This is a genomic window from Pseudomonas savastanoi (genome assembly GCF_020917325.1).
Taxonomy (GTDB): domain Bacteria; phylum Pseudomonadota; class Gammaproteobacteria; order Pseudomonadales; family Pseudomonadaceae; genus Aquipseudomonas; species Aquipseudomonas amygdali.
The window spans coordinates 2,570,526-2,591,860 of record NZ_CP076652.1 but is presented as its reverse complement, the minus strand read 5'-3'; the positions used below and the strand labels follow the sequence as shown (position 1 = coordinate 2,591,860).

The window sequence follows — 21,335 nt, the reverse complement described above, 5'->3', positions numbered from 1 at the left end:
CACTACTAAATAGTATTACAATTTATTTTTCAAGTGGCATTTTATAGGCTATAAATCCATGCATCGGCTTTAATCCGATCAAATAGTCTTACCAATAACAATAAAAGCAGGCAGATCAGATGAAAACACATGCTCTCCTCAGCACCCTTGGACTGTCCTTGATGATCAGCACCTTGACTGCACAGGCCGCGGCACTCTCCAGCGAACACAGCACTTTCGGCCAACTGCCCGACGGCACTGCCGTCGAGAAATTCACCCTGCGCAACAGTCACGGCGTGCAGGCCAGCATCATCACCTACGGCGCGACGCTGCAGTCGCTGCTGGTACCTGACAAGGCCGGAAAGGTCGAGGACATCGTCCTGGGCTTCGACGATGTTCAGGGCTACCAGAACAACGGCACGGTTTACTTCGGCGCGACCATCGGCCGATTCGGCAACCGTCTGGCAGGCGGCAAGTTCAGCCTGGATGGCAAGACCTACCAGGTCCCGCTCAACGACAAGACCAATGCCCTGCACGGCGGCACTCAGGGTTTTGATAAACGACTCTGGAAGGCAGAAGAAACCAAGACCGGTGATTCGGTCGGCGTGAAGCTCACCTACATGTCGCCGGATGGCGAGATGGGCTTTCCGGGCATATTGAAAACCGAAGTCACTTACAGCCTGAATGAGCAAAACGAGCTGAAGATTGACTACCGCGCCACCACTGACAAGCCGACTGTGCTGAACCTGACCAACCACAGCTATTTCAACCTGGCGGGTGCAGGCAGTGGTGATGTACTCAAACAGGTCGCCACCCTGCACGCTTCGCACTACACACCGGTCAACGACAAGCTGATCCCGACCGGCGAACTGCCTGCCGTCGCGGGCACGCCGATGGACTTCCTCAAGCCCACTGCGTTCGGCAAGCACATCAAGGAGGATCACCAGCAGTTGAAATATGCCGAACCCAAACAAGGCGGCTTTGATTTCAACTGGGTACTCGACACTAAGGGTGATGTGAAGAAACTGGCCGCCGAGGTCAGCGACCCGCAATCAGGCCGCAGGTTGCAGCTGTTCACTACCGAGCCAGGCGTACAACTGTATACCGGCAACTTCCTGGACGGCAGCATTCACGGCAAGGCGGGCAAGGTCTACCCGCACTGGGGTGCCTTTACCCTGGAGACCCAGCACTATCCTGATGCGCCCAATCAGCCGAAATTCCCCAGCACACGACTGGACCCAGGCAAAACCTATACCCAGACCACCGTGTTCAAGTTTCTCAATAACTAGTGACGTTGGTTGAAAGTCGCCCAGCCCCTGAAACCCAGGGGCTGGCGACTCTCAAGGTTACTGATTGCGCTTCATTGCCGCAGTCAGGGTGTCGACGTTGTAACGGAACATCTTGGCGTAGGTCGACGCAGGGCCATCGGCTGGCGACAAGGCTTCAACGTACAACTCGCCGCCTGGCTGGGCACCACTGGCTTCGGCAATCTGCTTGACCAGACGCGGGTCGCTGGAGTTTTCGAAGAAGTAGGCACTGACATGCTCGGCCTTGATCTGACGAATCAGTTTCGAGACATCAGCTGCCGACGCTTCCGATTCGGTAGACAAGCCCAACGGTGACAGGAAGGTTACGCCATAGGCATCGCCAAAGTAGCCGAACGCGTCATGAGAGGTGAGGATCTTGCGCTTGGCGGCCGGAATCGACTGAATCTGATCGCGGGCGTAAATGTCCAGTTGCTGCAGCTCGACGATGTAGCGATCGCCATTGGCCTGATACTCGCTGGCCCCGTCCGGGTCGGCTTTCTTCAGCGCGGCGATAATGTTACGCACATAGATCACCCCGTTGGCGGCGCTGTTCCAGGCGTGCGGGTCGACAATGCGCTTGCCGTCTTCGTCCATGCTGCGGGTCTTGATCCCTTCAGAGAGCACTACCGGCTTGCCCTTGTAGCCCGACGCTTTGATGAGACGATCCATCCAGCCTTCCAGATGCAGGCCACTGACAAACGCCAGGTCGGCATTTTTCAACGCCTGGGCATCACCTGGGGTTGGCTCGTAGACATGCGGATCGCCGTTCGGGCCGATCAGGGACTTTACGTGAACACGGTCGCCGCCGACCGTACTGACCATGTCCGCGATGACCGTGAACGACGCGACGGCTTCCAGCGGTTTGGCCTGGGCCAGGCTGGCGAATGCAGACAGCGCCAGTGCAGCTATGGAACTCAACACCATCAATCGTTTCATGACGTACCTTTTCAGTTAGCCAGGTGAGGTTTGGGAAACAGCCGGCGCACGATGCCCGTGCGCCCGAACAACAGGGAAAGGCCGTAGAACGCACTGGCGGTAAGCACGATGGCCGGGCCCGAGGCGACGCCAAGGTGGTAGGAAACGATCAGGCCGATCAGGCCTGACAAGGTCGCCAGGAGTGTCGAAATCACCATCAGGCCACTCAGCGAGTTGGTCCAGAAACGAGCCGCGGTTGCCGGCAGCATCATCATGCCCACGGCCATCAAGGTGCCCAGCGCCTGAAAACCTGCGACCAGGTTCAGCACCACCAGCAGCAGGAACAACACGTGGTACAGCGAGCCGCGTCCGCCGACCGCACGCAGGAAGCCCGGATCGAAGCATTCCAGCACCAATGGGCGATAGATCACTGCCAACAGAATCAGCGTGAAGGAAGCGATGCTGCCGACCATGTAGATAGCCGTGTCATCGATGGCCAGAATGGTGCCGAACAGTACATGCAGCAGGTCGACACTGGAGCCATGCAGCGAAACGATCAGCACCCCGGCCGCCAGAGAGGTCAGGTAAAAGCTGGCAAAGCTGGCGTCTTCACGCAGCGAGGTCAACCGACTCACCAGCCCTGACAGCAAGGCCACTGCCAGCCCGGCGATCAGCCCGCCGAAGCCCATCGCGGGCAACGACAGCCCGGCGACCATGAAACCCACCGCCGCGCCGGGCAGCACCGCATGGCTCATGGCATCGCCCACCAGACTCATACGGCGCAGCATCAGCAGCACGCCCACCGGCCCGGAACCGATCCCCAGCGCCAGGCACGCCACCAGCGCGCGGCGCATGAAACCGAATTCGATAAAAGGCTCGACGACCAGGCTATAGAGCATCATGAGCGCTCGTCCTCACTATCACACAGCAAGGCGTCCGGGCTCCAGTACTCGGCCATGTTGCGCGCCTTGCGCAGGTTGGCGGCACTGAGCACTTGCGAGGTTTCACCCCAGGCAATGGCTTCACGGGCCATCAGCAGGGTTTGCGGAAAGTGCTGACGCACCTGTTCGATATCGTGCAGGACCGCGATCACTGTGCGTCCCTGCCCGTGCCAGGCGCGCACCAGTTCCAGAAGATCACGGGTGGTGCGTGCGTCGATGGCGGTAAATGGCTCGTCCAGCAGAATCACCGAAGCATCCTGTAGCAGCAGTCGGGCAAACAGCACCCGCTGGAACTGGCCGGATGACAACGAACCGACGCTGCGCCCTTCAAAGCCCTCCAGGCCGACCGTGCTCAGCGCTTCCCCGGTCAGTCGTGCATGATTGCGTGTCAGGCTGCGAAACGGCCCGATGCTGTGCCAGGCCCCCATCGAAACGGTATCGGCAACGCTCAGCGGAAAACTGCGATCGATTTCTGCGGCCTGGGGTAAGTAGCCTATCGTGCGGGTCGCCAGGCGGCCACGGTCGACGCGCCCCTGAGCGGGCTTCATGGTGCCGGCGATGGCCTTGATCAAGGTCGATTTACCCGCCCCGTTCGGGCCGACGATGGCCGTCAGGCTGCCCGCCTCGAAACGCCCGCTGATGTGGTGCACCGCCGGGCGGCGCTCATAGGCCACAGTAAGGTTTTCCAGAGCAATGGCTGCACTCATGGAATGGCCACCGACCAGCCGATGGCCAGCCAGAGCAATATCAGCACCGCAAGAGAAAACAGGACCCGCTTCCAGGCCGATTGGGCCAGCACGGAGCCTGCTATCGAGGCAAAAGGAGTTTTCACGCGAAAGTAACCTGCAACTATTTGTTACAGTATTACATACCGATCACGTAAATGTTATTAAATAACATTCATCCTTGAGTGCGCCCGTCCGGACAAACCTTCACCCTCGCTGAAAATCGTTAACCCATAGCGATACGTGCAGGCCCGCTGTACGGTACTTGTCGAGCTGCACCCGACCCTATACTGTACATGCAAACAGTAAAGGGGCACTTCATGCAGCTTATCGACAAGCTCAGCATTCTGGCGGACGCCGCCAAGTACGATGCGTCGTGCGCCAGCAGTGGAGCACCCAAGCGCAGCTCGCAGGACAAATCCGGGCTGGGTTCCACCAACGGCATGGGCATCTGCCATAGCTATACGCCGGATGGGCGTTGCGTGTCGCTGCTGAAAATCCTGTTGACCAATTTCTGCTTTTACGACTGCCAATACTGCGTCAACCGCCGCTCCAGCGACGTGCCTCGTGCGCGCTTCACACCCGAAGAAGTGGTCACCCTGACGCTGGACTTCTACCGTCGCAATTGCGTCAGTGGGCTGTTTTTGAGTTCCGGGATCATCCGCTCTGCGGATTACACCATGGAGCAACTGGTCGAGGTCGCCCGGCTGTTGCGCGAAGTGCACGAGTTTCGCGGTTATATCCACCTCAAGACCATCCCCGACGCCGATCCGGCGCTGATCGAAAAAGCGGGTCGCTATGCCGACCGCCTTAGCGTCAATATCGAGCTGCCGACCGACCTGAGCCTGCAGACCCTCGCACCGGAAAAAGACGTCGCGTCGATCAAGCAGGCCATGCAGACCATTTACACCGGCGAGCAGACCGTGCGCAACGAACCGCGGTCGCCGCGCTTTGCCCCGGCCGGGCAAAGTACGCAAATGATCGTCGGTGCCGATGCTACCGACGACAGCACCATCCTGCACAGCGCGCAGTCGCTGTACAGCAATTTCAAACTGCGCCGGGTCTACTACTCAGCGTTCAGCCCGATCCCCAACAGCCCCAACAGTGTGCCATTGGCTGCACCGCCGCTGATGCGCGAACACCGGCTGTATCAGGCCGACTTCCTTTTGCGTGGCTACGGTTTTACTGCAGGCGAATTGCTCAACGGCCCCGGCGACCTGGCGCTGGACATCGACCCCAAGCTGGCCTGGGCGCTGGGCAACCGACAGGTGTTTCCGCTGGACCTGAACAAGGCCGACGCGGCGCTGATTGCCCGGGTGCCAGGCATCGGCATTCGTACCACACAGCGGCTGGTCGAGCTGCGCAGGCAACGGCGTATCCGCTATGAAGACCTCACCCGCATGCGCTGCATACTGGCCAAGGCCAAGCCGTTTATTATTACCAGCGATTACCATCCGCCGCATGCGGAAACCACCAGCGAATTTCTGCATCACCAGTTGCGTGACAGGCCGCAGCCTCAGCAAATGGGGTTGTGGGGATGATCTGCCTGGACTGCGACGACCTGTTCGGCACCTGGCGGCAACAGGCACGCTGGCTGCTGAGCCATGAAATCGACCCCAGCCAGGTCAGCTGGAAGTCACCGGATGCCGCCGACCTGTTTGGCAGCGAAGAAGAGTACCCGCGGGAACATGGCCCCTTTCAGGCGAGGGTTCCACTGGAATTGGTGCAACTGCTGGAAAGCGCCTCGCGCTACCGGGGCGATCAGCGCTGGAGCCTGTTGTACGAAGTACTGTGGCGCGTCACCCACGGTGATCGCACGGCCATGATGGCTGGCGACAAGCTTGGCAGCGAGCTGCACCGTCGTCTCAAGTCGGTCAGACGTGAGGCGCATCATCTGCACGCATTTCTACGCTTTGTCGCCTTGCCGCCTGTCACTGATGACGCGGCCATCATGCGCCCGCATTACGTGGCCTGGCATGAGCCAGCGCACGATATTCTGCTCAGTGCCAGTGAGCATTTCATCGGCCGCATGGGCCAGCACCGCTGGATGATCGCGACTCCCCAGGACGGCGTGTATTACGACGGCAAACAGCTGATCCACGAGCGCCGCTGCCCTGAAGCGTGGCAGACCATGGCCCGGCAGGTCGAAGACCCGCATGGCGAGTTGTGGCTCACCTATTACAGTCACATCTTCAACCCTGCACGTCTGAACCCCAAAGTCATGGAAGGCCACTTCCCTTCGCGCTTCTGGAAGAACCTGCCCGAAGGCCCTTTGATTCCAGCGCTGATCACCCAGGCCCGGACTGGCAAACAACGCGACGGCCAGGCCAGCGATATCGCCGTCCGACGTGGCAAAAAGATTGCGCACAGGGATTGAGTCTTTCGCTCTCGGGCTCTTGTTACCCGGTATTCCGAGCTCTTCAAGTGTTGTTTATGACGATGAGCGCCTAAAGCGAAACGCGCCCTTCAATACAGGTAACCGTCGAGCCGCCCACCCAGATATCTTCACCTACACGCTGAATGGAGACTCGTCCCTTGCGGCTGAGCGCGGCACCCTGGCTGACGATGTAATGGTCCGGTGCCAGCCCCTCTTCCAGAAACCAGCGAGCGATTCCGGCATTGAGGCTGCCGGTCACCGGGTCTTCCACCATGCCGTCGCCCGGTACAAAAGCGCGCACTTCAAACTGCGCCTCATCACCATCGACTGCCGGGTCCCATGGCGCAACGACGCCGAGTTTCAGGCCGCTCAATAGTGTGTAATCCGGCTGCAACCTCAGAACACTGGCGCGATCTGCCAGCCGGAAGGCGACCCAACCCGGGCCGTTATCTACCCAGCGCGCATCCAGAATCTCGCCCGCCCCCAGCTTCATACCGAGGCGGATCTGCTCGATCAATTCAGGGTCTACGGTGCCCGAACGCAACAAAGGCGGCGCAGTGAATGCCAGCCCGCGGCCCTCGCGACGAATGCGCACCAGACCGATCCCGCACTCCTGGATAATTTCCTCACCCTGCGCTGCACCACCGCTTTCGAGCCAGGCATGGCAACTGCCCAGAGTGGGGTGACCTGCAAACGAAAGCTCTCTAAAGGTCGTGAAAATACGAACACGATAGTCGGCGCGCGGGTCTGTCGGTTTGAGCAGAAACGTGGTTTCACTCAGGTTGGTCCAGCGTGCAAAGGCGGCCATCTGTTCATCACTCAGCCCGTCCGCGCCCAGCACCACCGCCAGCGGATTACCGAGCAAAGGCTGATCGCTGAACACATCCAGTTGTTTGAAATGAAACGAGCGCATTTGAGCTTCCTTGGCAAGGCGTTAAAGAACCAAGGTTGCCACGTGTGCCCCCGGGTGGACAACGGTCTATTGAACCAACGCCCGCCTTGGCCGCTCACAGCTCGCACCTGCCTGCTAATCTCGCAGGCACAGGTCCGGACAATACGGGTCATTCGAGGTTTGAAGATGCTGGACACTACAACCCACAGTCAGCTCGAAACGCTATGCGAGACAATGACCGACAAGTCCTTTCTGGTCGTCACCGGCGCAGGCATCAGCACTGCGTCCGGCATTCCGGACTATCGCGACAAGGACGGCGTGCGACGTGGCAAACAGCCGATGATGTATCAGGAGTTTGTCGGCAACCCCGCTGCGCGCCAACGTTACTGGGCGCGGGCGATGCTGGGCTGGCCGCGTATTCGCGCGGCGCAGGCCAATGCCGCGCATCGGGCACTGGCTGCGTTGCAAGTTGAAAATTCCATCAGCGGGCTGATCACCCAGAACGTCGATGCACTGCACAGTCAGGCCGGAAGCCAGGACGTCATCGAACTGCACGGCAGCCTGCACCGCGTGCTGTGCCTGGATTGTCAGCAGCGCAGCGAGCGGGCGGATATTCAAGAGCAAATGCTCGAGCAAAACCCCTATCTACTCGGCGTTGATGCCAAACAGGCACCCGATGGCGACACCCTGCTGGACCCGGCTTTCGAGGCCGGTTTCAAGGTACCCCGCTGCCCGCATTGCGACGGCGACAGACTCAAGCCGGACGTTGTGTTCTTTGGTGAGAACGTCGCGCCGCAGACCGCTGCCAAGGCAACGTCGAGTGTCGAGCAGGCGGAAGGCTTGCTGGTGGTCGGCACGTCATTGATGGCCTGGTCGGCGTTCCGTCTGTGCAAGGCAATGGTCGAACAGGGCAAACCGGTCTTCGCCATCAACCACGGCAAGACCCGCGCAGACGAATTGCTTGAAATGAAGATCGACGCCTCATGCGAGCAGGTACTGCCGTGGATCGCCGAGCAGCTCGGTGCGCGTTAGAACAAGCCTAATTGCCCGCCGATCAACGTGCTGAAATCGTCGTCGACAAACGGCAGGATCGCATCCGCCAGTGGTTGTAACTGGCGCGTAACGTAATGATCGTAGTCAATCGGCGCGTGACGAATCTCAAGAGGTTCCGGTCCGGCGGTGGTCATCACGTAGCTGATCCAGCCGCCGCTCTGGTATTGACGCGGACGACCCTGCTGATCGTTGTATTCATCGGCGAGCCTCGCGGCGCGCACGTGGGGCGGCACGTTGCGCTGATAATCATCGAGCTTGCGACGCAGGCGCTTGCGGTAGATCAACAGGTCATCCAGCTCGCCTGACAGGGTGCGCTGCACGTAGTCACGAACATAATCCTGATACGGCTGGCGCTTGAAGATGCGCAGGTACAGCTCCTGTTGAAACTGCTGAGCCAGCGGCGACCAGTCGGTGCGCACGGTTTCCAGGCCCTTGTAGACCATCTCCTCGGAACCGTCAGCGCGAGTGACCAGTCCGGCGTAGCGTTTCTTGCTGCCCTCCTCCGCGCCGCGCACGGTTGGCATCAGGAAGCGGCGGAAATGTGTTTCGTATTGCAGCTCCAGCGCACTGTGCAAGCCATATTCATTGTGCAGATGCTCGCGCCACCACTGGTTGACCTCTTGCACCAGCGTCTTGCCGATACTTGCCGCTTCTTCCTGCCCATGAGGACGGCCCAGCCAGACAAACGTCGAGTCGGTGTCGCCATAAATCACGGTATAGCCCTGTGCCTGGATCAGGTCGCGGGTCTTGAGCATGATTTCATGCCCGCGCAAGGTGATTGATGAGGCCAGCCGCGGATCGAAGAACCGGCAGCCGCTCGAACCCAGCACGCCGTAGAAGGCATTCATGATGATTTTCAGAGCCTGGGACAACGGCGCATTCTGCTCGCGCTTGGCGGCCTCACGACCTTGCCACACACGTTCCACTATCGCTGGCAGGCTATGGCGAGTGCGGGAAAAGCGCGCGCCGCGAAAGCCTGGCACCGACGCGCTGTCCTCGGGATGACGCATGCCTTCGATCAACCCCACCGGGTCGATGAGAAAGGTGCGAATGATCGACGGATAAAGGCTCTTGTAGTCCAGCACCAGCACCGATTCATAAAGCCCAGGCTGGGAATCCATCACAAAACCACCAGGGCTTGCCTCCGGCATGCGTTCGCCCAGATTGGGCGCGACGAAGCCCTGGCGGTGCATCAGCGGAATGTACAGATGGCAGAACGCGGCCACCGAACCACCGCTGCGGTCAGCGGGCAGGCCCGTTACGGTGGCGCGTTCGAGCAGAAAGGTCAGCAACTGGGTCTTGGCGAAGATGCGCGTCACCAGCTCGCAATCCTTGATGTTGTAACGCGCCAGCGCAGGCTTGTCCTCGGCGAACATGCGGTTGATTTCGTCCATGCGCTGGTAAGGCGTATCAATGGCCTTGCCCTCGCCCAGCAGGGTCTGCGCGACATTCTCGAGACTGAACGACGGAAAGCTCCAGGTCGCGGAACGCAAGGCCTCGATCCCGTCGATGATCAGCCGCCCGCTGACCTCGGCAAAAAAATGATTGTTACGGCTGCCATGCTCGCGCCAGCCCATTGCTTCACCGCCACGCCCGAGTCGCAACGGCACTTGCAGACGCTGGGCATGTTCATGCAGAACCCGCAGGTCGAACTGCACAACGTTCCAGCCGATGATTGCGTCAGGGTCGTGCAGCGCCAGCCAGCCATTCAGGCACTCCAGCAGCTGCGCGCGGGTATCGCAATAATCGAGCTGAAAATCCAGCACCTCGTCGCCACCATTGGGTGGCCCCAACATGTAAACCTGGCGCTGACCACAGCCCTCCAGCGCAATCGAATACAGCTCGCCACGCGCCGTGGTTTCGATATCGAGCGACGCCAGCTTCAGGTTGGGACGGTAATCGGGGGCCGGCTTGATCTGCGCGTCGCAAAGCACGCCCTCAGCATTCGGCGTACCGCTGAATTGCACCGGCGCGGTGATGAAGCGCTCCATCAGGTAGCGCTCGGGCGGGCGAATGTCCGCCTCGTAAACGTCGACATTGCCTCTGCGCAGCAGTTTTTCGATGTTCATCAACTGGCGGTGCTGCTGGCAATACACACCAAGCACAGGTCGATGGCGAAAATCGCAAAGCTCCAGCGGACGCAATTGCACCCCGCGCTCGGTACGCAACAGCGAACGCGCACGCTCGCCCTGCTCGGCAGGAATAAAGGCGACAGAGGGCTGGCAAGGCAGGCGAATATGGCGAGGCCCCTGATCGGTGGCCAACCAGAAGTCGACCTCGGTCCCGGCGGGCGTATCTTGCCAGTGCCGACTCAGGATGAAGCCCTGCTGTAAATCCAACGCTGCTACCTCGACCGCATGGCGAAACCGTTGATTCTACTTGGCTGTGAGGTCAAGCGCGCGGTCGGCAGTCGAATTCAGGCCATTTTCAGGTGCCGTCAATTAATTGCGTCTATGCCCCTTATCCCTATTTATTTGTTGCTCGACTCTGCGCGCTGCACGATTCTGTAGTGCGCCTGAAAATGCACTACAGTCTTACAGGTCCCGATCACGGAGAGCAGCATGAAAACCGTCGCCCAACTACTGAAATTGAAAGACCTGCAAAACCAGCAAGTGCATACCATCGGCCCGGACCAGATGGTGCTGGATGCGCTCAAGCTGATGGCGGAAAAGAACATCGGTGCGCTGCCGGTGGTCGAGGGCAACGTGGTGGTCGGCGTCGTCAGTGAACGCGACTATGCACGCAAGGTGATCCTCAAGGGGCGTTCCTCGGTCGGCACGCCGGTCAGAGAAATCATGAGCAACAAAGTCATTACCGTCGACTCGCAACAGAGCGTCGAAGCGTGCATGGGGATCATGACCGACAGCCATCTGCGCCATCTGCCGGTCGTGGAAGACGGCCAGCTGCTGGGCCTGCTGTCGATCGGCGACCTGGTGAAGGAAGCCATTGCCGAACAGGCCAGTCTCATTCAGCAGCTTGAGCAGTACATTCGCGGCGAGTGAGCTGAACGGCACACCAGGCGCAGCGCGCGATCACCGCGCGCTGCGCCGGTCACTCAGTCATCCAGCGTCTTGCCAGGTGCCCCGCCCTTGACTGGCTTGGCCGGTTTTTCCGCCGGTGCAGGCTTGGCTTCCGGTTCTGGTGGCGGCGCGGAGGCCTCTTTCTCGCGCATTGGCATCTGGTCAACGGTGGCGAAAATCTCTTTCAGGTCTATCGACTCTGACTTGCCGATAGTCTTATCGATCTTTTTCTCGCCGTCCTTGCCCACCAGAATGACCTTGGTGCCGACACCCGCGCCCAGCTTCAATTCACGAATCAAGGCCATGGTCGACTGGGGGTCCATGCTCTTGCCGTCACGCTCGCCGATGGTGTTCACCACCGTGAACAGCACCATATTGCGCTCTGTGAAGTCTTTATGATTGGCAGACTCCTTCAGCGCGTCCTTGAGGTGGCTCAGCGCCGGATCAGCCGGGCTCGGTGCGATGATGATCAGCGGGCGCGACTTGCCGCGCTCCTGGGCCAAAGGGCCATCGCTGTCAGCGGCAAGCGCTGTACCGGCAGCGACAAGCAGGGTGGCGAGGGTCAGGGACCGGATTAACATGGTGGGCTCCTTTCAAATCCATTGGGTAGCCATCGCGTGCAGACATACGCGATGCTGGACTGTTCTACCGCATATGGGTCATCCCGGTACAGCCCGATGTAGTCCTTTTCCTTAATCCGTTGCTTCAGGCAGAGCGCTCAAGCGATTTGAAAAGGGCGCTGTCGAGGCTTGCCAGCAGGCCTTGAACGATCTGTTTCACCTCGGCAGCGTTCAGCACCAATGGCGGCAGAAGACGGATGACCTTACCGCGCGTGACGTTGATCAACAGGCCGTATTCCTCCGCCGCGATCCGGGTCAACTCAGGTATGGCCTGCCGCAATTCGATACCGATCATCAGCCCGAGGCCACGAATCTCCAGCACCTGCGGGTGAGCGCCAAGCACGTTGCGCAGCCGCTCCAGCAAGCGGCTGCCTTGCAGGGCAGCGTTCTCCACCAAGGCCTGCTGTTCGATGATGTCGATTACCGTGCAGCCGACCCGACAGGCCAGCGGATTACCACCGAAGGTGCTGCCGTGGCTGCCGGGGGTGAACAATTGCGCCGCCCTGCCCCTTGCCAGACAGGCTCCTATCGGCACACCGTTGCCCAAACCCTTGGCCAGGGTCATGACGTCCGGCACGATGCCTTCGTGCTGAAAGGCAAACCACTTTCCGGTCCGCCCCATGCCGGTCTGGATTTCGTCGAGCATCAACAGCCAGTCACGCCGCGTGCAGCGCTCCCTCAGCGCCTTGAGATACCCGGCTGGCGCGACCTGTGCGCCGCCTTCGCCTTGAATCGGCTCCACCAGTACGGCGGCGATGCGGTGCCCGTGAGTCACGCAGACCTTGTCAAACGCTGCCAGATCGCCAAAGGGTACTTTGACGTAATCCCCCGGCAAGGTGCTGAAGCCCAGGCGCACAGCCGGTCCGTCACTGGCCGACAGTGTGCCCAGCGTGCGGCCGTGAAAGGCGTTCTCCATAACCACCACCAAAGGCCGCTCGATGTACTTGTGCCAGCCGTGCAGGCGCGCCAGCTTCAGCGCAGTCTCGTTGGCCTCGGCACCGGAATTGTTGAAAAACACCCGATCCAGCCCCGACAAACCGGTCAGTTTCTGCGCCAGACGCTGCTGCCAGTCAATGCTGTAAAGATTGGAAGTGTGCAACAGCAAGCCCGCCTGATCCCGAATGGCCTCAACCAGCAGCGGATGCGAGTGGCCGACATTGGTCACTGCCACGCCCGCCACAGCATCCAGGTATTGGCGCCCGCTCTGGTCCCACAGGCGCGTACCCAGGCCACGGGTGAAACTCAGGGCCAGAGGTTGGTAAGTGCTCATCAGGCAGGCAGTGGTCATGACGTGAAGCTCCTTGGGTATGTATCGGTTTTTGCAGTATCGTTAACCACTCCTTATGGATAAATAGCCAAATACTTCAATCATTTTAAAGCAGGGCTTGATAATGGATTTGTTTCAGGCGATGCGTGTGTACGTAAAGGTGGTCGAAGCAGGCAGCCTGACGGCGGCAGCGCAGGCGTGTTCGATTTCTACCACGATGGTTGGCAACCACCTGCGCGCACTGGAACAGCGCCTTGGCGTCAGCCTGTTGCAGCGCACCACCCGCCGTCAGCGCTTGACGGAATTCGGCACCGCATATTACGAGCGTTGCCTGGAAGTACTGGGGCTGGTGGCCGAGTCCGAGCAATTGGCCGAGCAGGCCCAGGGCGATCCCAGCGGCACGTTGCGCATCACCGCGCCGCTGACGTTCGGTTCGGAAGTGCTGGCCCCGGCCCTTGCCGGGTTCTCGCTGCGCTTTCCCGAGGTCAAACTTGATCTGGTGCTGACCAACCAGCGTCTGGACATGATCGACCATGGTTTCGATATCGCCATACGCTTGGGAAACATCCCGCAATCCTCGCCACTGATTGCGCGCCCCATGCAGGACTACACCCTGACCATCTGCGCTGCGCCGAGTTATCTGGCTCGCAATGGAGCGCCTGCGCACCCCGAGGACCTTGGTGCGCACAATTGCCTGGCGTTCTCCTACCCGGCAGGAGACGAGTGGCGCACGGCTGGCACCCAATGGCGTATGACCGGCCCCGAAGGCGAAGTGCTGGTGGATGTGGGCGGCTCGATGGTTGCCAACACTTCTGCCGGTCTTTATCAGGCTGCATGTGCTGGAATGGGTGTAGTGATGCTACCGGATGCGCTGGTTCAGCGAGACTTGCAGGAAGGCCGGCTGGTTGCACTGCTGCCAGGCTATCACTTGCCCAGACGACCGATGAACCTGCTGTATGTGCAGGATCGTTATCGGCTGCCTAAAGTGAGAAGTTTTGTGGAGTACGCGATCGGGCTCTGGGGGCGGTAAGCGCTTACCGCCCAACTATCATCGAACCGATTCCGGTGCGTGGCATTGCCGACCGCACCGGAGTTTGTCGGGGCTGACAGTCAGACCTTGAAGCGGCTGACCATGCTCTGCAGATGCACACCCAGGCGAGCCAGCTCGACGCTGGATGCCGCGGTCTCTTCACTGGCGGACGCCGTTTGCTCGGAAATGTCGCGCACGTTCAGAACGCTGCGGTTGATCTCTTCGGCAACCGCACTCTGCTCTTCGGCGGCAGCGGCAATCTGGTGATTCATCGTCTCGATGGTCGAGATCGCCTGGGTCATGTTGTTGATGGAAACGCCAGCATTGCGTGTCAGCTCGACACTGTTTTCAGTCAGGGCCTGGCTGTTGTCGAGGATCGTAGCCACCTGCGATGTACGGCTGTGCAGGCCACTGATCAACGCGGCGATTTCCTCCGTCGATGTCTGCGTGCGCTGGGCCAGGCTTCTGACTTCGTCAGCCACCACCGCAAAGCCTCGTCCGGCTTCACCTGCACGCGCCGCTTCAATGGCCGCATTGAGCGCCAACAGATTGGTCTGCTCGGCAACCGCCTTGATCACGTCCAGCACGCCGCCAATCTTGTTGCTTTCGCTCTTGAGCTCGTCCATTGCAGATTTGGAGTGTTTGACTTCAGTCGCGAGTTTCTCGATCTGGGCAACCGCCTTGGAAACCACACCTTCGCCATCACGGGCTTCCTTCGAAGCATTAACCGCCGCATGGGAAGCCTGCTCTGCGTTGCGCGCGACCTCCTGAACAGTCGCAGACATTTCGTGCATTGCAGTGGCAACCTGATCCGTTTCGCTCTTCTGGCTATTCACCCCGGCACTGGTTTGCTCTGTGACGGCCGAAAGCTGTTCGGCAGCGCTGGCGATTTGTGTCACGCCATCGCGCAGGCCGCCAATCAGCTCACGCAGGTTGCTGGTCATGCGCAGCATGCTGCCTTGCAACAAGCCCAGTTCATCCTTGCGCGTGACCGGCTGGTTGTACGTCAAATCGCCATCCGCTACACGCTCGGCCAGCTTCAGTGTGTCCAGCAACGGGCCGACGATCAGGCGAGTGATCACCCAGGCCGCCAAGGCGCTCATGATCAATGCTGCAATCAGCCAGACGGACAGAAGGGTCTTGGCCTCGCCCACGTCTTCTATTCTCAGGTTGACCTGATTGGCCGAAAGCTTGTCGGCGGAATCAAACAGAATGGCGATAGTTTTAGTGATCCCCGCCTGTGCCTGATCGATCTTCTCCTGCGCCGCAGTGAACTGAGTCAACGTGTTCTGATAGCCGAGCAGCGCGTCCACAAGGTGCTTGATCGTCGCTGCCTGGCCGTCGAAGCCTTTCAGATTTTTAACAAAATTAATCACCGCGTTCATCGACGCTTCCGCCGGTGCCCGGTTCTCGGTTTTCAGGGAATAGGTGTAACCACGCAAGTCGAAGCGCATTTTCTGAAACAACGTCATCGCCTGAATGATGTCGTCGCGCTGTGAGGCGCTGCCGTCATCGGATCGGGCAATGGCGTTCAGCTTTTGCAAATCATCAGCGGCTGCATCAGCGTACTGGCCAAACACTGAACGGGTCGCCTCGCGGGCGGCAGTGGCCTGCATCAGATTGTCGTAGTGGACACGATAATCCTTCATCCCTTCAGCAGAAGCATTTACCAGAGGGGTGTTGAGCGGCGAGTCGAAAACCTTCTGCGCATATTTCACATGGTTTTCGAGACTATCGATAGCTTTCAGCCAGTTGCTGGCGCGCTCGGCATCGTAGTTGAGCGTATAAGCCAGGCGGGCTATACGGACATCACGGGTCAGCGTGCTCAGCTTGCCGATATCGGCAATCCTCTCGCTTCGTTCGCTCAGCGAACTGATCCCCGACCAGCCTGTGAGTGCAATCAGCACGGTCAGCACAATGACCAAAGCAAACCCGAGCACAAGCTTGGACCTGACAGAAATATTATTCAGCATAGCGTTCACCCTAAATTGCTCTTGTCTGGTCATCGTGAGGGTTATAAGAGGCTCGTCCTTGCCGTTGATACAACCCACAGTTGTCGGCAGGGCAGCCTCAAACTTTAAAGTTGACGTCAATATTCATGTTCGAAAATAAACCGCGACGCTTCGAATAACTCCTGTGGCCTTTCATGCGAGTCGGTTAGCATGGGCCGCTGTACCTACACATCGAGTATTTCGGAGAATTGCATGAGTCTGGAGTTGACAGCTTCTCGAGACGGCCTGACCACAGAGGAACGTTCTGCGATTGCCGAAATAGAGGCAACGACCAACATTTTAAGGCTGGTCACCCGACTGACAGGCATGCGCTTTGCAAGTATCGCAAAGTTCACCGACGCGGACTGGATCGCCTGTTCTGTATACGACCCGACTGACCTGGGCATCGACGATGGGGACGTGTTCAAACTGGAGACCACGCTGTGCAGTGAGTTTTGCGTCAACCCCGAAGCGTTGTTCGTACCGCAGATCAGCAAAAACGGCCGCTACGCGAACCGGCCGGTGGTAAAGCGCTACGCCATCGAGAGTTATGCAGGCGTGCCTATCCATCTTCCGAACGGACAGTTGTACGGCGCGCTATGTGCGCTCGACTCCGACGTGACGTTGTTTGACGACCCCGATCTGGCGGAAACACTGACTCTGTTTGCCAGATTGATCGGCTGTATTTTCTTCGCCAACATCAGCGAAACAGACTGATGTAGCTGCCGCTTGATGCGGGTGAAAAACACGTTTCATGCGGACGAAGCGTTGATTTTGCAGGAAAGGATGAAGCCGCTCGACTGAAAAATCTCTTCGCCCTGTGTGAAGTTTCCGAGAAGACTTCAGTTGCTTGCGCGGGCTGTATCGAGGATTTAAGGTGCGCCGTCGCTGCAAAATCAGCGGCCGGATTTAGCGATCCGAATCTCTATTCTCGACATCGCGTTTCATGCTCAACATGAACATCGCGTTATGGCGGCTGTGCGTCGGAGACCTTCGGGTCTGCCGGTGTGCGAAAGATTAGAGACCGGTTCGCTAACCTTCGCACAGCTGCCACCTTCTCGTTTAGCGACGTGATTGGGGCTCTATGTTCGCTATGGAGCGTTTAATCAATGGATCTCCCATTCCCCCTTCTTCCCTGCACCGAAAACCACGAACCCACCCTCTTCCTGCGCCACCGTCGCATGTTGCGCGCTGTTGTCATGCATGCAGAAGCCTGGTTCCCGCTGGAAGATATCGCCCGCCTGATGGGCAAGCGTCTGGACGAGCGCAACACCCGCAAGCTCGACGCCGATCAACGCCGCACCGCATGGTTGTTGACCCACGGCGAATGGCAAAAATGCCTGCTGATCAGCGAGTCTGCGGTATTCGCCCTGTTGATTCACCATTACATCCCGGAAAACCGCGCCCTGCGACGCTGGCTGACACAAGACGTGCTGCCCGCACTGAGCGCCCGCGCTTTTGATATCAATAACGACGGCCCCACTCACTGCCAAATGCAGTGGCAGGGCACAACCTTGGGTACGCTGCAATGGCGTGGGGATATCTGGGTGAAGTTGCGCGACATGCCGGAAATCGTTCAGGTCCAGACGACCGGCAAGAAAGATGGCTGGCTGAAACGCCTGAAGTTGCTGGGCAAACGGGCGGCCTGAGCGCTTCAAGCAGGCTCTGTACAAAAAGTGGCCTCGCTGGCCGACTTTTCGTACACAGCCTTAGGATTACTCTACGGTCGCATACATGGGCACGAGTTCAAGCATGGCGCTACTGAACTGGCTTTCATCAAATTGCGTTCGGTGTCGGGGCGACACAGGTTTGACCGGGCGCTCCCCTTCCAATAACGCCTCGGCAGGCAGATCAATCCCGAAATGAGGAAATGGCTCCTGAGCCACCCAGCCTCCGGCAGCCAGAACCAACAGTAGAAATACGCCCGCAATGGGCTCTTTAGGTCTGCACATTCTCGTTTCTCCAATCCGGCAAAACGATTCAGCTCACAATGAGCAACTCGATATAACAGCCACGGCGTCACCCGTGTGTCGCGCCCGGCAGATCACTCGAAAGGCTCTTCGCCCTGCAACTTGGTGCGGTGCATCATTCGCCCGCACGCGGGGTCGTAAGCTTCCGCACGGTGCATGGTGCCGGTGTTGTCCCATATCACCAGATCACCCGTCTGCCACGCATGGCTATAACTGAACGCCTCGGCTGTGGCCCACTCGCGAAGGCCAACCAGAATCTGCGCGCTTTGCGCCAGGCTGACGCCAACGACCTGCTGCGCAGTGCATCCCAGAATCAGCGACTTGCGACCGGACCGGTGCCTCCAGACCAGCGGCAACTCCTTCTCGCCGATAGCCTGCATGGCCTTGAGCATCGCAAGGCCAGGCTCGGGATTGTAATAGAGTAACGATGCCCATGGCGCGTGAATTACTCGTAAGCTTTCGTAACGTTGTTTATCAGCGCTCGATAACGCTTCGTAAGCCGCATAGGTATTACAGAAACCGGTGTTGCCTCCCCAACTGGCGGGCACCTTGCAAGACAGCAACGATGCCAGGATGGGCACATTGCTGCTCGTACCGTCGATATGCCAGTAGAGCGAGCCCTTGAGAAACTCAGCGCCTGCCGGGTTCTCTTTGACATCAAGGCTGATCTTGGTGATGTTCTGGCCATCACTGGCTTCCGGACAGAAAGTGCCCAGCGTGCGGGTGAAAGCGATCTGCTCTGCATCGGAAAAATCAATCTGCGGAAACACCAACACACCTCGCTGCTCCAGCAGTTCCCGGATTTCCCCGGCGAATCGACCCGACAGCAGCTCCTGCTTGCTGTTGAAAATACGCGTGCCAATACCTGGCTTGATGGGCTCCTGGGACAGCTGAACGACCGAAGTGGCTAACATGATGCGACCCTCTTCATAAGTGAACACAACGGTACACTTATGGAAAAATCTGCGCAACATCTTATTGAGCAGACTGGCCGCACACCTTGCCTGCGCCTTACACTGGCCAGCCACTGACCGTTCAAGGAATGAATCAACGTGCACGCCCCTGCTCCGCAAATCCTCATTCAGCGCATGGCCGAAACCCACCTTGAAGGCGTCACTGCGCTCTACAGCGAGCCTGCAGTCTGTCGTCAGGTGCTGCAAATGCCTTATCAATCCATCGAAGTGTGGCGCAAACGCCTGGCAGCCAGCACAGAGCGACATGTGAAGCTGGTCGCGCTCAGTGGCGGCGAAGTGATCGGCAGCCTTGGCCTGGAACAATACTCGCGCAGCCGACAAAGCCATGTCGGCGCTATAGGCATGGGCGTAGCGTCTGCCTGGCAAGGCAAGGGCATCGGCTCGAAACTGCTGGCGGCGGCGCTGGACATCGCAGACAACTGGATGAACCTGCACCGGGTAGAACTGACCGTGTTTGCCGACAATGAGGCAGCACAAGGCCTTTATCGCAAGTACGGTTTTGAACAGGAAGGACGCCTGCGCAACTACGCCGTGCGCGATGGCGTATTCGTCGATGCCTTGAGCATGGCGCGGCTGAGGTGAGCGGTGCCCCTGAAGCTACTGATTGAGCGATAGCTGAAAGCATGCAAGGATCAGCCATGAATCAATTTTCTCAAAGCAACCGACATCACCCTCACGGCTCCACCTCAGGTGCCGCGGTTGCTTGTGCTCATCGATTGGCCAGACATAGACCCACGTTCTGACCCATCAGTGAAACAGACCAAGGCGCCCACGGCGCCTTTTTTGTTGCCTGTCTATTACCTGCCCACAACCCAAATACCTGGAAAACAACGGAGATCACCACCATGACCATGCTACGCGGAACCCGCATCGGGACCGGAACAGAAGCCGCAACCCTGCGTGAAACAGAAAGCCGCTTCCGGAGCTATCTTCATCGAAGCGGGCGCTGAGGAAGCGATAGTGCCCGCGTTATGGGGTCAATTGCATGGACTTGACCAGTGCACATGATGCTTACGTAAACCGTGGACAGGGTGCGTAGGTGTATTTGCTCAGGTCTTGCTCGCCTTGTTCAGCGAGGCGATACACGGCGAGACGAACAAGTTGCCGCGATAGGCACCCGCCAGCGTTTTGGCCGCGACGATCATCCACATGACTGTCAGCATCAACACCAGCACCACGCCAAAGAAGCTAAAGAACGTGAGGTGCAGCATAGAGCCCAATTTGAGGGTTGTTACGGCGTACACCCCCAGCGGAAAGGTGAAGCCCCACCAGCCGAGGTTGAAGGGGATACCCTCCCTGAAGTAGCGCCCGGTAATTAGCAGCGCCAATACCATCCACCACAATCCCAGCCCCCAGAACAGCACACCACCGATCAAGCCAATGCCCTCGGCTACACCGCCGATGCTTGCCATTCCATGAGCAGCAAAGATCGCTGGAGCATCGTTGCCCAGCACCAACATCCCCAAAGCCCCGGTACCGATCGGCCCTAAAGACAGCCAGCTCGATGCTGCCATGCTTTCATGAGGTAGTTTGTGCAGCGCCATGCGCAGTAACAGGATCACCAGGATACTCAAGGCTACAGGGACCGAGTAGGCCCACAGCACGTAGCTGGTGATGAGCATGGTGAATTGTGCGCTCGCGTCAGCGAGGTGCGGAGCCAATAGACCGCCACTGGCGGCAGCCACCTCAGCCGCAACTACTGGTAGCAACCATACCGCTGTCATCTGATCGATGCTGTGCTGCTGGCGAGTAAACATCATGTACGGGATCAGCACCCCGCAGGCCAATGCCATGGCGACATCGATCCACCACAACACTTCGGCTAAAGCGACTAACCCATCCCCCCAACGTGGCAAACCATAAAGGAGAAAACCGTTGATGATGGTCGCCAATCCCATGGGGATGGTTCCAAAAAACATCGATACAGTGGAGTGGCCGAAGATCTGCTTGGCCTCATCGAAGAACAACACCCAACGGCTCGCGTACATCAGCGTAAACAGGCAAAACAGCACGATATTAAAAAACCACAAGGCTTCCCCTAACGCTTTGGGCCACTGCGCAATGAAGGGCAGTTGGCCCAGAGCCAGAGCAAGAATCCCGGTGCCCATCGTGGCGGCGAACCAGTTGGGTGTGAACTGCCGGATCGCTTCTCGTGGATTGGACAAAGCGGCCAGTGGATGGCTGCCGCCCATTATAGATGCGAGTCGTGTATCACTCATTTTCGCGCTCCCGCGTCAGTGTGCGTTCAATATGACATGGTTGGAGTGTAGCTTG

The 21,335-nt window shown here is 58.8% G+C and carries 20 protein-coding genes and 3 pseudogenes; 10 read left to right on the top strand and 13 right to left on the bottom strand.

What is annotated here, in order from left to right:
• Positions 1–119: 119 nt before the first annotated feature.
• Entirely contained in the window at positions 120–1,268 is a 1,149-nt protein-coding gene (locus KP808_RS11255) for an aldose epimerase family protein (RefSeq protein ID WP_230018450.1), read from the top strand.
• 57 nt (positions 1,269–1,325) lie between these two features.
• On the opposite strand, the gene KP808_RS11250 is transcribed toward KP808_RS11255, so the two are convergent.
• Genes KP808_RS11250 through KP808_RS25915 form a run of 4 tightly spaced genes read right to left on the bottom strand, consistent with a single transcriptional unit; the run spans position 1,326 to position 3,974 of the window.
• Positions 1,326–2,222, bottom strand: coding sequence for a metal ABC transporter substrate-binding protein (locus KP808_RS11250; RefSeq protein ID WP_058407520.1), 897 nt, complete (start codon positions 2,220–2,222; stop codon positions 1,326–1,328).
• A gap of 11 nt (positions 2,223–2,233) precedes the next feature.
• Complete coding sequence (locus tag KP808_RS11245) at positions 2,234–3,103, bottom strand: metal ABC transporter permease (protein WP_002553554.1); 870 nt, start codon at positions 3,101–3,103, stop codon at positions 2,234–2,236.
• Positions 3,100–3,849: a zinc ABC transporter ATP-binding protein AztA gene (gene aztA, locus KP808_RS11240; protein ID WP_005733071.1), complete on the bottom strand. Its 750-nt coding sequence runs from the start codon at positions 3,847–3,849 to the stop codon at positions 3,100–3,102. Before aztA ends, KP808_RS11245 begins: the two co-directional genes overlap by 4 nt.
• Positions 3,846–3,974 (bottom strand): hypothetical protein, encoded by a 129-nt coding sequence (locus tag KP808_RS25915; protein ID WP_002553552.1) that lies wholly within the window; start codon positions 3,972–3,974, stop codon positions 3,846–3,848. Before KP808_RS25915 ends, aztA begins: the two co-directional genes overlap by 4 nt.
• A 213-nt stretch (positions 3,975–4,187) precedes the next feature.
• Between KP808_RS25915 and KP808_RS11235 the strand changes: the two genes are divergently transcribed.
• Both KP808_RS11235 and KP808_RS11230 read left to right on the top strand, forming a co-directional pair.
• Positions 4,188–5,408 carry a putative DNA modification/repair radical SAM protein gene (locus tag KP808_RS11235; RefSeq protein WP_122258445.1) on the top strand — a complete coding sequence of 407 codons (1,221 nt, stop codon included), beginning with the start codon at positions 4,188–4,190 and terminating at the stop codon, positions 5,406–5,408.
• A complete protein-coding gene (locus KP808_RS11230; protein WP_230018448.1) occupies positions 5,405–6,244 on the top strand; it encodes a TIGR03915 family putative DNA repair protein in 840 nt (279 codons plus the stop codon). The genes KP808_RS11235 and KP808_RS11230 overlap by 4 nt, the downstream gene beginning before the upstream one ends.
• A gap of 70 nt (positions 6,245–6,314) precedes the next feature.
• Here KP808_RS11230 and KP808_RS11225 read toward each other — a convergent pair whose 3' ends face one another.
• Positions 6,315–7,157, bottom strand: coding sequence for a PhzF family phenazine biosynthesis protein (locus KP808_RS11225; RefSeq protein ID WP_058401401.1), 843 nt, complete (start codon positions 7,155–7,157; stop codon positions 6,315–6,317).
• 165 nt (positions 7,158–7,322) lie between these two features.
• Between KP808_RS11225 and KP808_RS11220 the strand changes: the two genes are divergently transcribed.
• Positions 7,323–8,168: an NAD-dependent protein deacetylase gene (locus KP808_RS11220; protein ID WP_122281385.1), complete on the top strand. Its 846-nt coding sequence runs from the start codon at positions 7,323–7,325 to the stop codon at positions 8,166–8,168.
• On the opposite strand, the gene KP808_RS11215 is transcribed toward KP808_RS11220, so the two are convergent.
• Positions 8,165–10,528 (bottom strand): DNA polymerase II, encoded by a 2,364-nt coding sequence (locus KP808_RS11215; RefSeq protein ID WP_219171472.1) that lies wholly within the window; start codon positions 10,526–10,528, stop codon positions 8,165–8,167. The genes KP808_RS11220 and KP808_RS11215 overlap by 4 nt on opposite strands.
• A 222-nt stretch (positions 10,529–10,750) precedes the next feature.
• Between KP808_RS11215 and KP808_RS11210 the strand changes: the two genes are divergently transcribed.
• Complete coding sequence (locus KP808_RS11210) at positions 10,751–11,191, top strand: CBS domain-containing protein (protein ID WP_058401398.1); 441 nt, start codon at positions 10,751–10,753, stop codon at positions 11,189–11,191.
• 53 nt (positions 11,192–11,244) lie between these two features.
• On the opposite strand, the gene KP808_RS11205 is transcribed toward KP808_RS11210, so the two are convergent.
• Positions 11,245–11,790: a DUF4174 domain-containing protein gene (locus KP808_RS11205; RefSeq protein ID WP_057402320.1), complete on the bottom strand. Its 546-nt coding sequence runs from the start codon at positions 11,788–11,790 to the stop codon at positions 11,245–11,247.
• A 124-nt stretch (positions 11,791–11,914) separates the two neighbouring features.
• A complete protein-coding gene (locus KP808_RS11200; RefSeq protein ID WP_230018445.1) occupies positions 11,915–13,117 on the bottom strand; it encodes an aspartate aminotransferase family protein in 1,203 nt (400 codons plus the stop codon).
• A 103-nt stretch (positions 13,118–13,220) separates the two neighbouring features.
• On the opposite strand from KP808_RS11200, the gene KP808_RS11195 reads away from it, so the two are divergent.
• Positions 13,221–14,126: a LysR substrate-binding domain-containing protein gene (locus tag KP808_RS11195; RefSeq protein WP_058401396.1), complete on the top strand. Its 906-nt coding sequence runs from the start codon at positions 13,221–13,223 to the stop codon at positions 14,124–14,126.
• 80 nt (positions 14,127–14,206) lie between these two features.
• Here KP808_RS11195 and KP808_RS26140 read toward each other — a convergent pair.
• Both KP808_RS26140 and KP808_RS26135 read right to left on the bottom strand, forming a co-directional pair.
• Positions 14,207–14,806: pseudogene (locus tag KP808_RS26140) on the bottom strand (methyl-accepting chemotaxis protein); the annotation flags it as partial.
• A 303-nt stretch (positions 14,807–15,109) separates the two neighbouring features.
• Positions 15,110–16,099, bottom strand: a pseudogene (locus KP808_RS26135) (methyl-accepting chemotaxis protein); the annotation flags it as partial.
• Between the two features lie 231 nt (positions 16,100–16,330).
• Here KP808_RS26135 and KP808_RS11185 point away from each other — a divergent pair.
• Together KP808_RS11185 and KP808_RS11180 are read left to right on the top strand one after the other, a co-directional pair.
• Positions 16,331–16,834, top strand: a complete 504-nt coding sequence (locus KP808_RS11185) for a GAF domain-containing protein (RefSeq protein WP_057402324.1) — start codon at positions 16,331–16,333, stop codon at positions 16,832–16,834.
• A 392-nt stretch (positions 16,835–17,226) separates the two neighbouring features.
• Complete coding sequence (locus tag KP808_RS11180) at positions 17,227–17,766, top strand: BRO-N domain-containing protein (protein WP_230018443.1); 540 nt, start codon at positions 17,227–17,229, stop codon at positions 17,764–17,766.
• Positions 17,767–17,832: 66 nt separating this feature from the next.
• Here KP808_RS11180 and KP808_RS11175 read toward each other — a convergent pair whose 3' ends face one another.
• Both KP808_RS11175 and KP808_RS11170 read right to left on the bottom strand, forming a co-directional pair.
• Positions 17,833–18,069: a hypothetical protein gene (locus KP808_RS11175; RefSeq protein ID WP_054077285.1), complete on the bottom strand. Its 237-nt coding sequence runs from the start codon at positions 18,067–18,069 to the stop codon at positions 17,833–17,835.
• 92 nt (positions 18,070–18,161) lie between these two features.
• Positions 18,162–19,001 (bottom strand): TauD/TfdA dioxygenase family protein, encoded by an 840-nt coding sequence (locus KP808_RS11170; protein ID WP_230018442.1) that lies wholly within the window; start codon positions 18,999–19,001, stop codon positions 18,162–18,164.
• 138 nt (positions 19,002–19,139) lie between these two features.
• Here KP808_RS11170 and KP808_RS11165 point away from each other — a divergent pair, with 138 nt between their 5' ends.
• Both KP808_RS11165 and KP808_RS26325 read left to right on the top strand, forming a co-directional pair.
• The gene (locus KP808_RS11165) at positions 19,140–19,643 is read left to right on the top strand and encodes a GNAT family N-acetyltransferase (protein WP_122281390.1); all 504 of its coding nucleotides are present in this window, start codon (positions 19,140–19,142) and stop codon (positions 19,641–19,643) included.
• A 318-nt stretch (positions 19,644–19,961) separates the two neighbouring features.
• A pseudogene (locus KP808_RS26325) lies at positions 19,962–20,042 on the top strand (ATP phosphoribosyltransferase regulatory subunit); the annotation flags it as partial.
• Between the two features lie 68 nt (positions 20,043–20,110).
• Here the strand turns inward: KP808_RS26325 and KP808_RS11160 are convergent.
• A complete protein-coding gene (locus tag KP808_RS11160) occupies positions 20,111–21,280 on the bottom strand; it encodes a TDT family transporter (protein ID WP_230018440.1) in 1,170 nt (389 codons plus the stop codon).
• Positions 21,281–21,335 lie beyond the last annotated feature (55 nt).

What these genes read in the sequence shown, in the direction of transcription:
- KP808_RS11255 (WP_230018450.1), top strand. Translation starts at nt 120, where the DNA reads ATGAAAACACATGCTCTCCTCAGCACCCTTGGACTGTCCTTGATGATC.
- KP808_RS11250 (WP_058407520.1), bottom strand. Translation starts at nt 2,222, where the DNA reads ATGAAACGATTGATGGTGTTGAGTTCCATAGCTGCACTGGCGCTGTCT.
- KP808_RS11245 (WP_002553554.1), bottom strand. Translation starts at nt 3,103, where the DNA reads ATGATGCTCTATAGCCTGGTCGTCGAGCCTTTTATCGAATTCGGTTTC.
- aztA (WP_005733071.1), bottom strand. Translation starts at nt 3,849, where the DNA reads ATGAGTGCAGCCATTGCTCTGGAAAACCTTACTGTGGCCTATGAGCGC.
- KP808_RS11235 (WP_122258445.1), top strand. Translation starts at nt 4,188, where the DNA reads ATGCAGCTTATCGACAAGCTCAGCATTCTGGCGGACGCCGCCAAGTAC.
- KP808_RS11230 (WP_230018448.1), top strand. Translation starts at nt 5,405, where the DNA reads ATGATCTGCCTGGACTGCGACGACCTGTTCGGCACCTGGCGGCAACAG.
- KP808_RS11225 (WP_058401401.1), bottom strand. Translation starts at nt 7,157, where the DNA reads ATGCGCTCGTTTCATTTCAAACAACTGGATGTGTTCAGCGATCAGCCT.
- KP808_RS11220 (WP_122281385.1), top strand. Translation starts at nt 7,323, where the DNA reads ATGCTGGACACTACAACCCACAGTCAGCTCGAAACGCTATGCGAGACA.
- KP808_RS11210 (WP_058401398.1), top strand. Translation starts at nt 10,751, where the DNA reads ATGAAAACCGTCGCCCAACTACTGAAATTGAAAGACCTGCAAAACCAG.
- KP808_RS11205 (WP_057402320.1), bottom strand. Translation starts at nt 11,790, where the DNA reads ATGTTAATCCGGTCCCTGACCCTCGCCACCCTGCTTGTCGCTGCCGGT.
- KP808_RS11200 (WP_230018445.1), bottom strand. Translation starts at nt 13,117, where the DNA reads ATGACCACTGCCTGCCTGATGAGCACTTACCAACCTCTGGCCCTGAGT.
- KP808_RS11195 (WP_058401396.1), top strand. Translation starts at nt 13,221, where the DNA reads ATGGATTTGTTTCAGGCGATGCGTGTGTACGTAAAGGTGGTCGAAGCA.
- KP808_RS11185 (WP_057402324.1), top strand. Translation starts at nt 16,331, where the DNA reads ATGAGTCTGGAGTTGACAGCTTCTCGAGACGGCCTGACCACAGAGGAA.
- KP808_RS11180 (WP_230018443.1), top strand. Translation starts at nt 17,227, where the DNA reads ATGGATCTCCCATTCCCCCTTCTTCCCTGCACCGAAAACCACGAACCC.
- KP808_RS11175 (WP_054077285.1), bottom strand. Translation starts at nt 18,069, where the DNA reads ATGTGCAGACCTAAAGAGCCCATTGCGGGCGTATTTCTACTGTTGGTT.
- KP808_RS11170 (WP_230018442.1), bottom strand. Translation starts at nt 19,001, where the DNA reads ATGTTAGCCACTTCGGTCGTTCAGCTGTCCCAGGAGCCCATCAAGCCA.
- KP808_RS11160 (WP_230018440.1), bottom strand. Translation starts at nt 21,280, where the DNA reads ATGAGTGATACACGACTCGCATCTATAATGGGCGGCAGCCATCCACTG.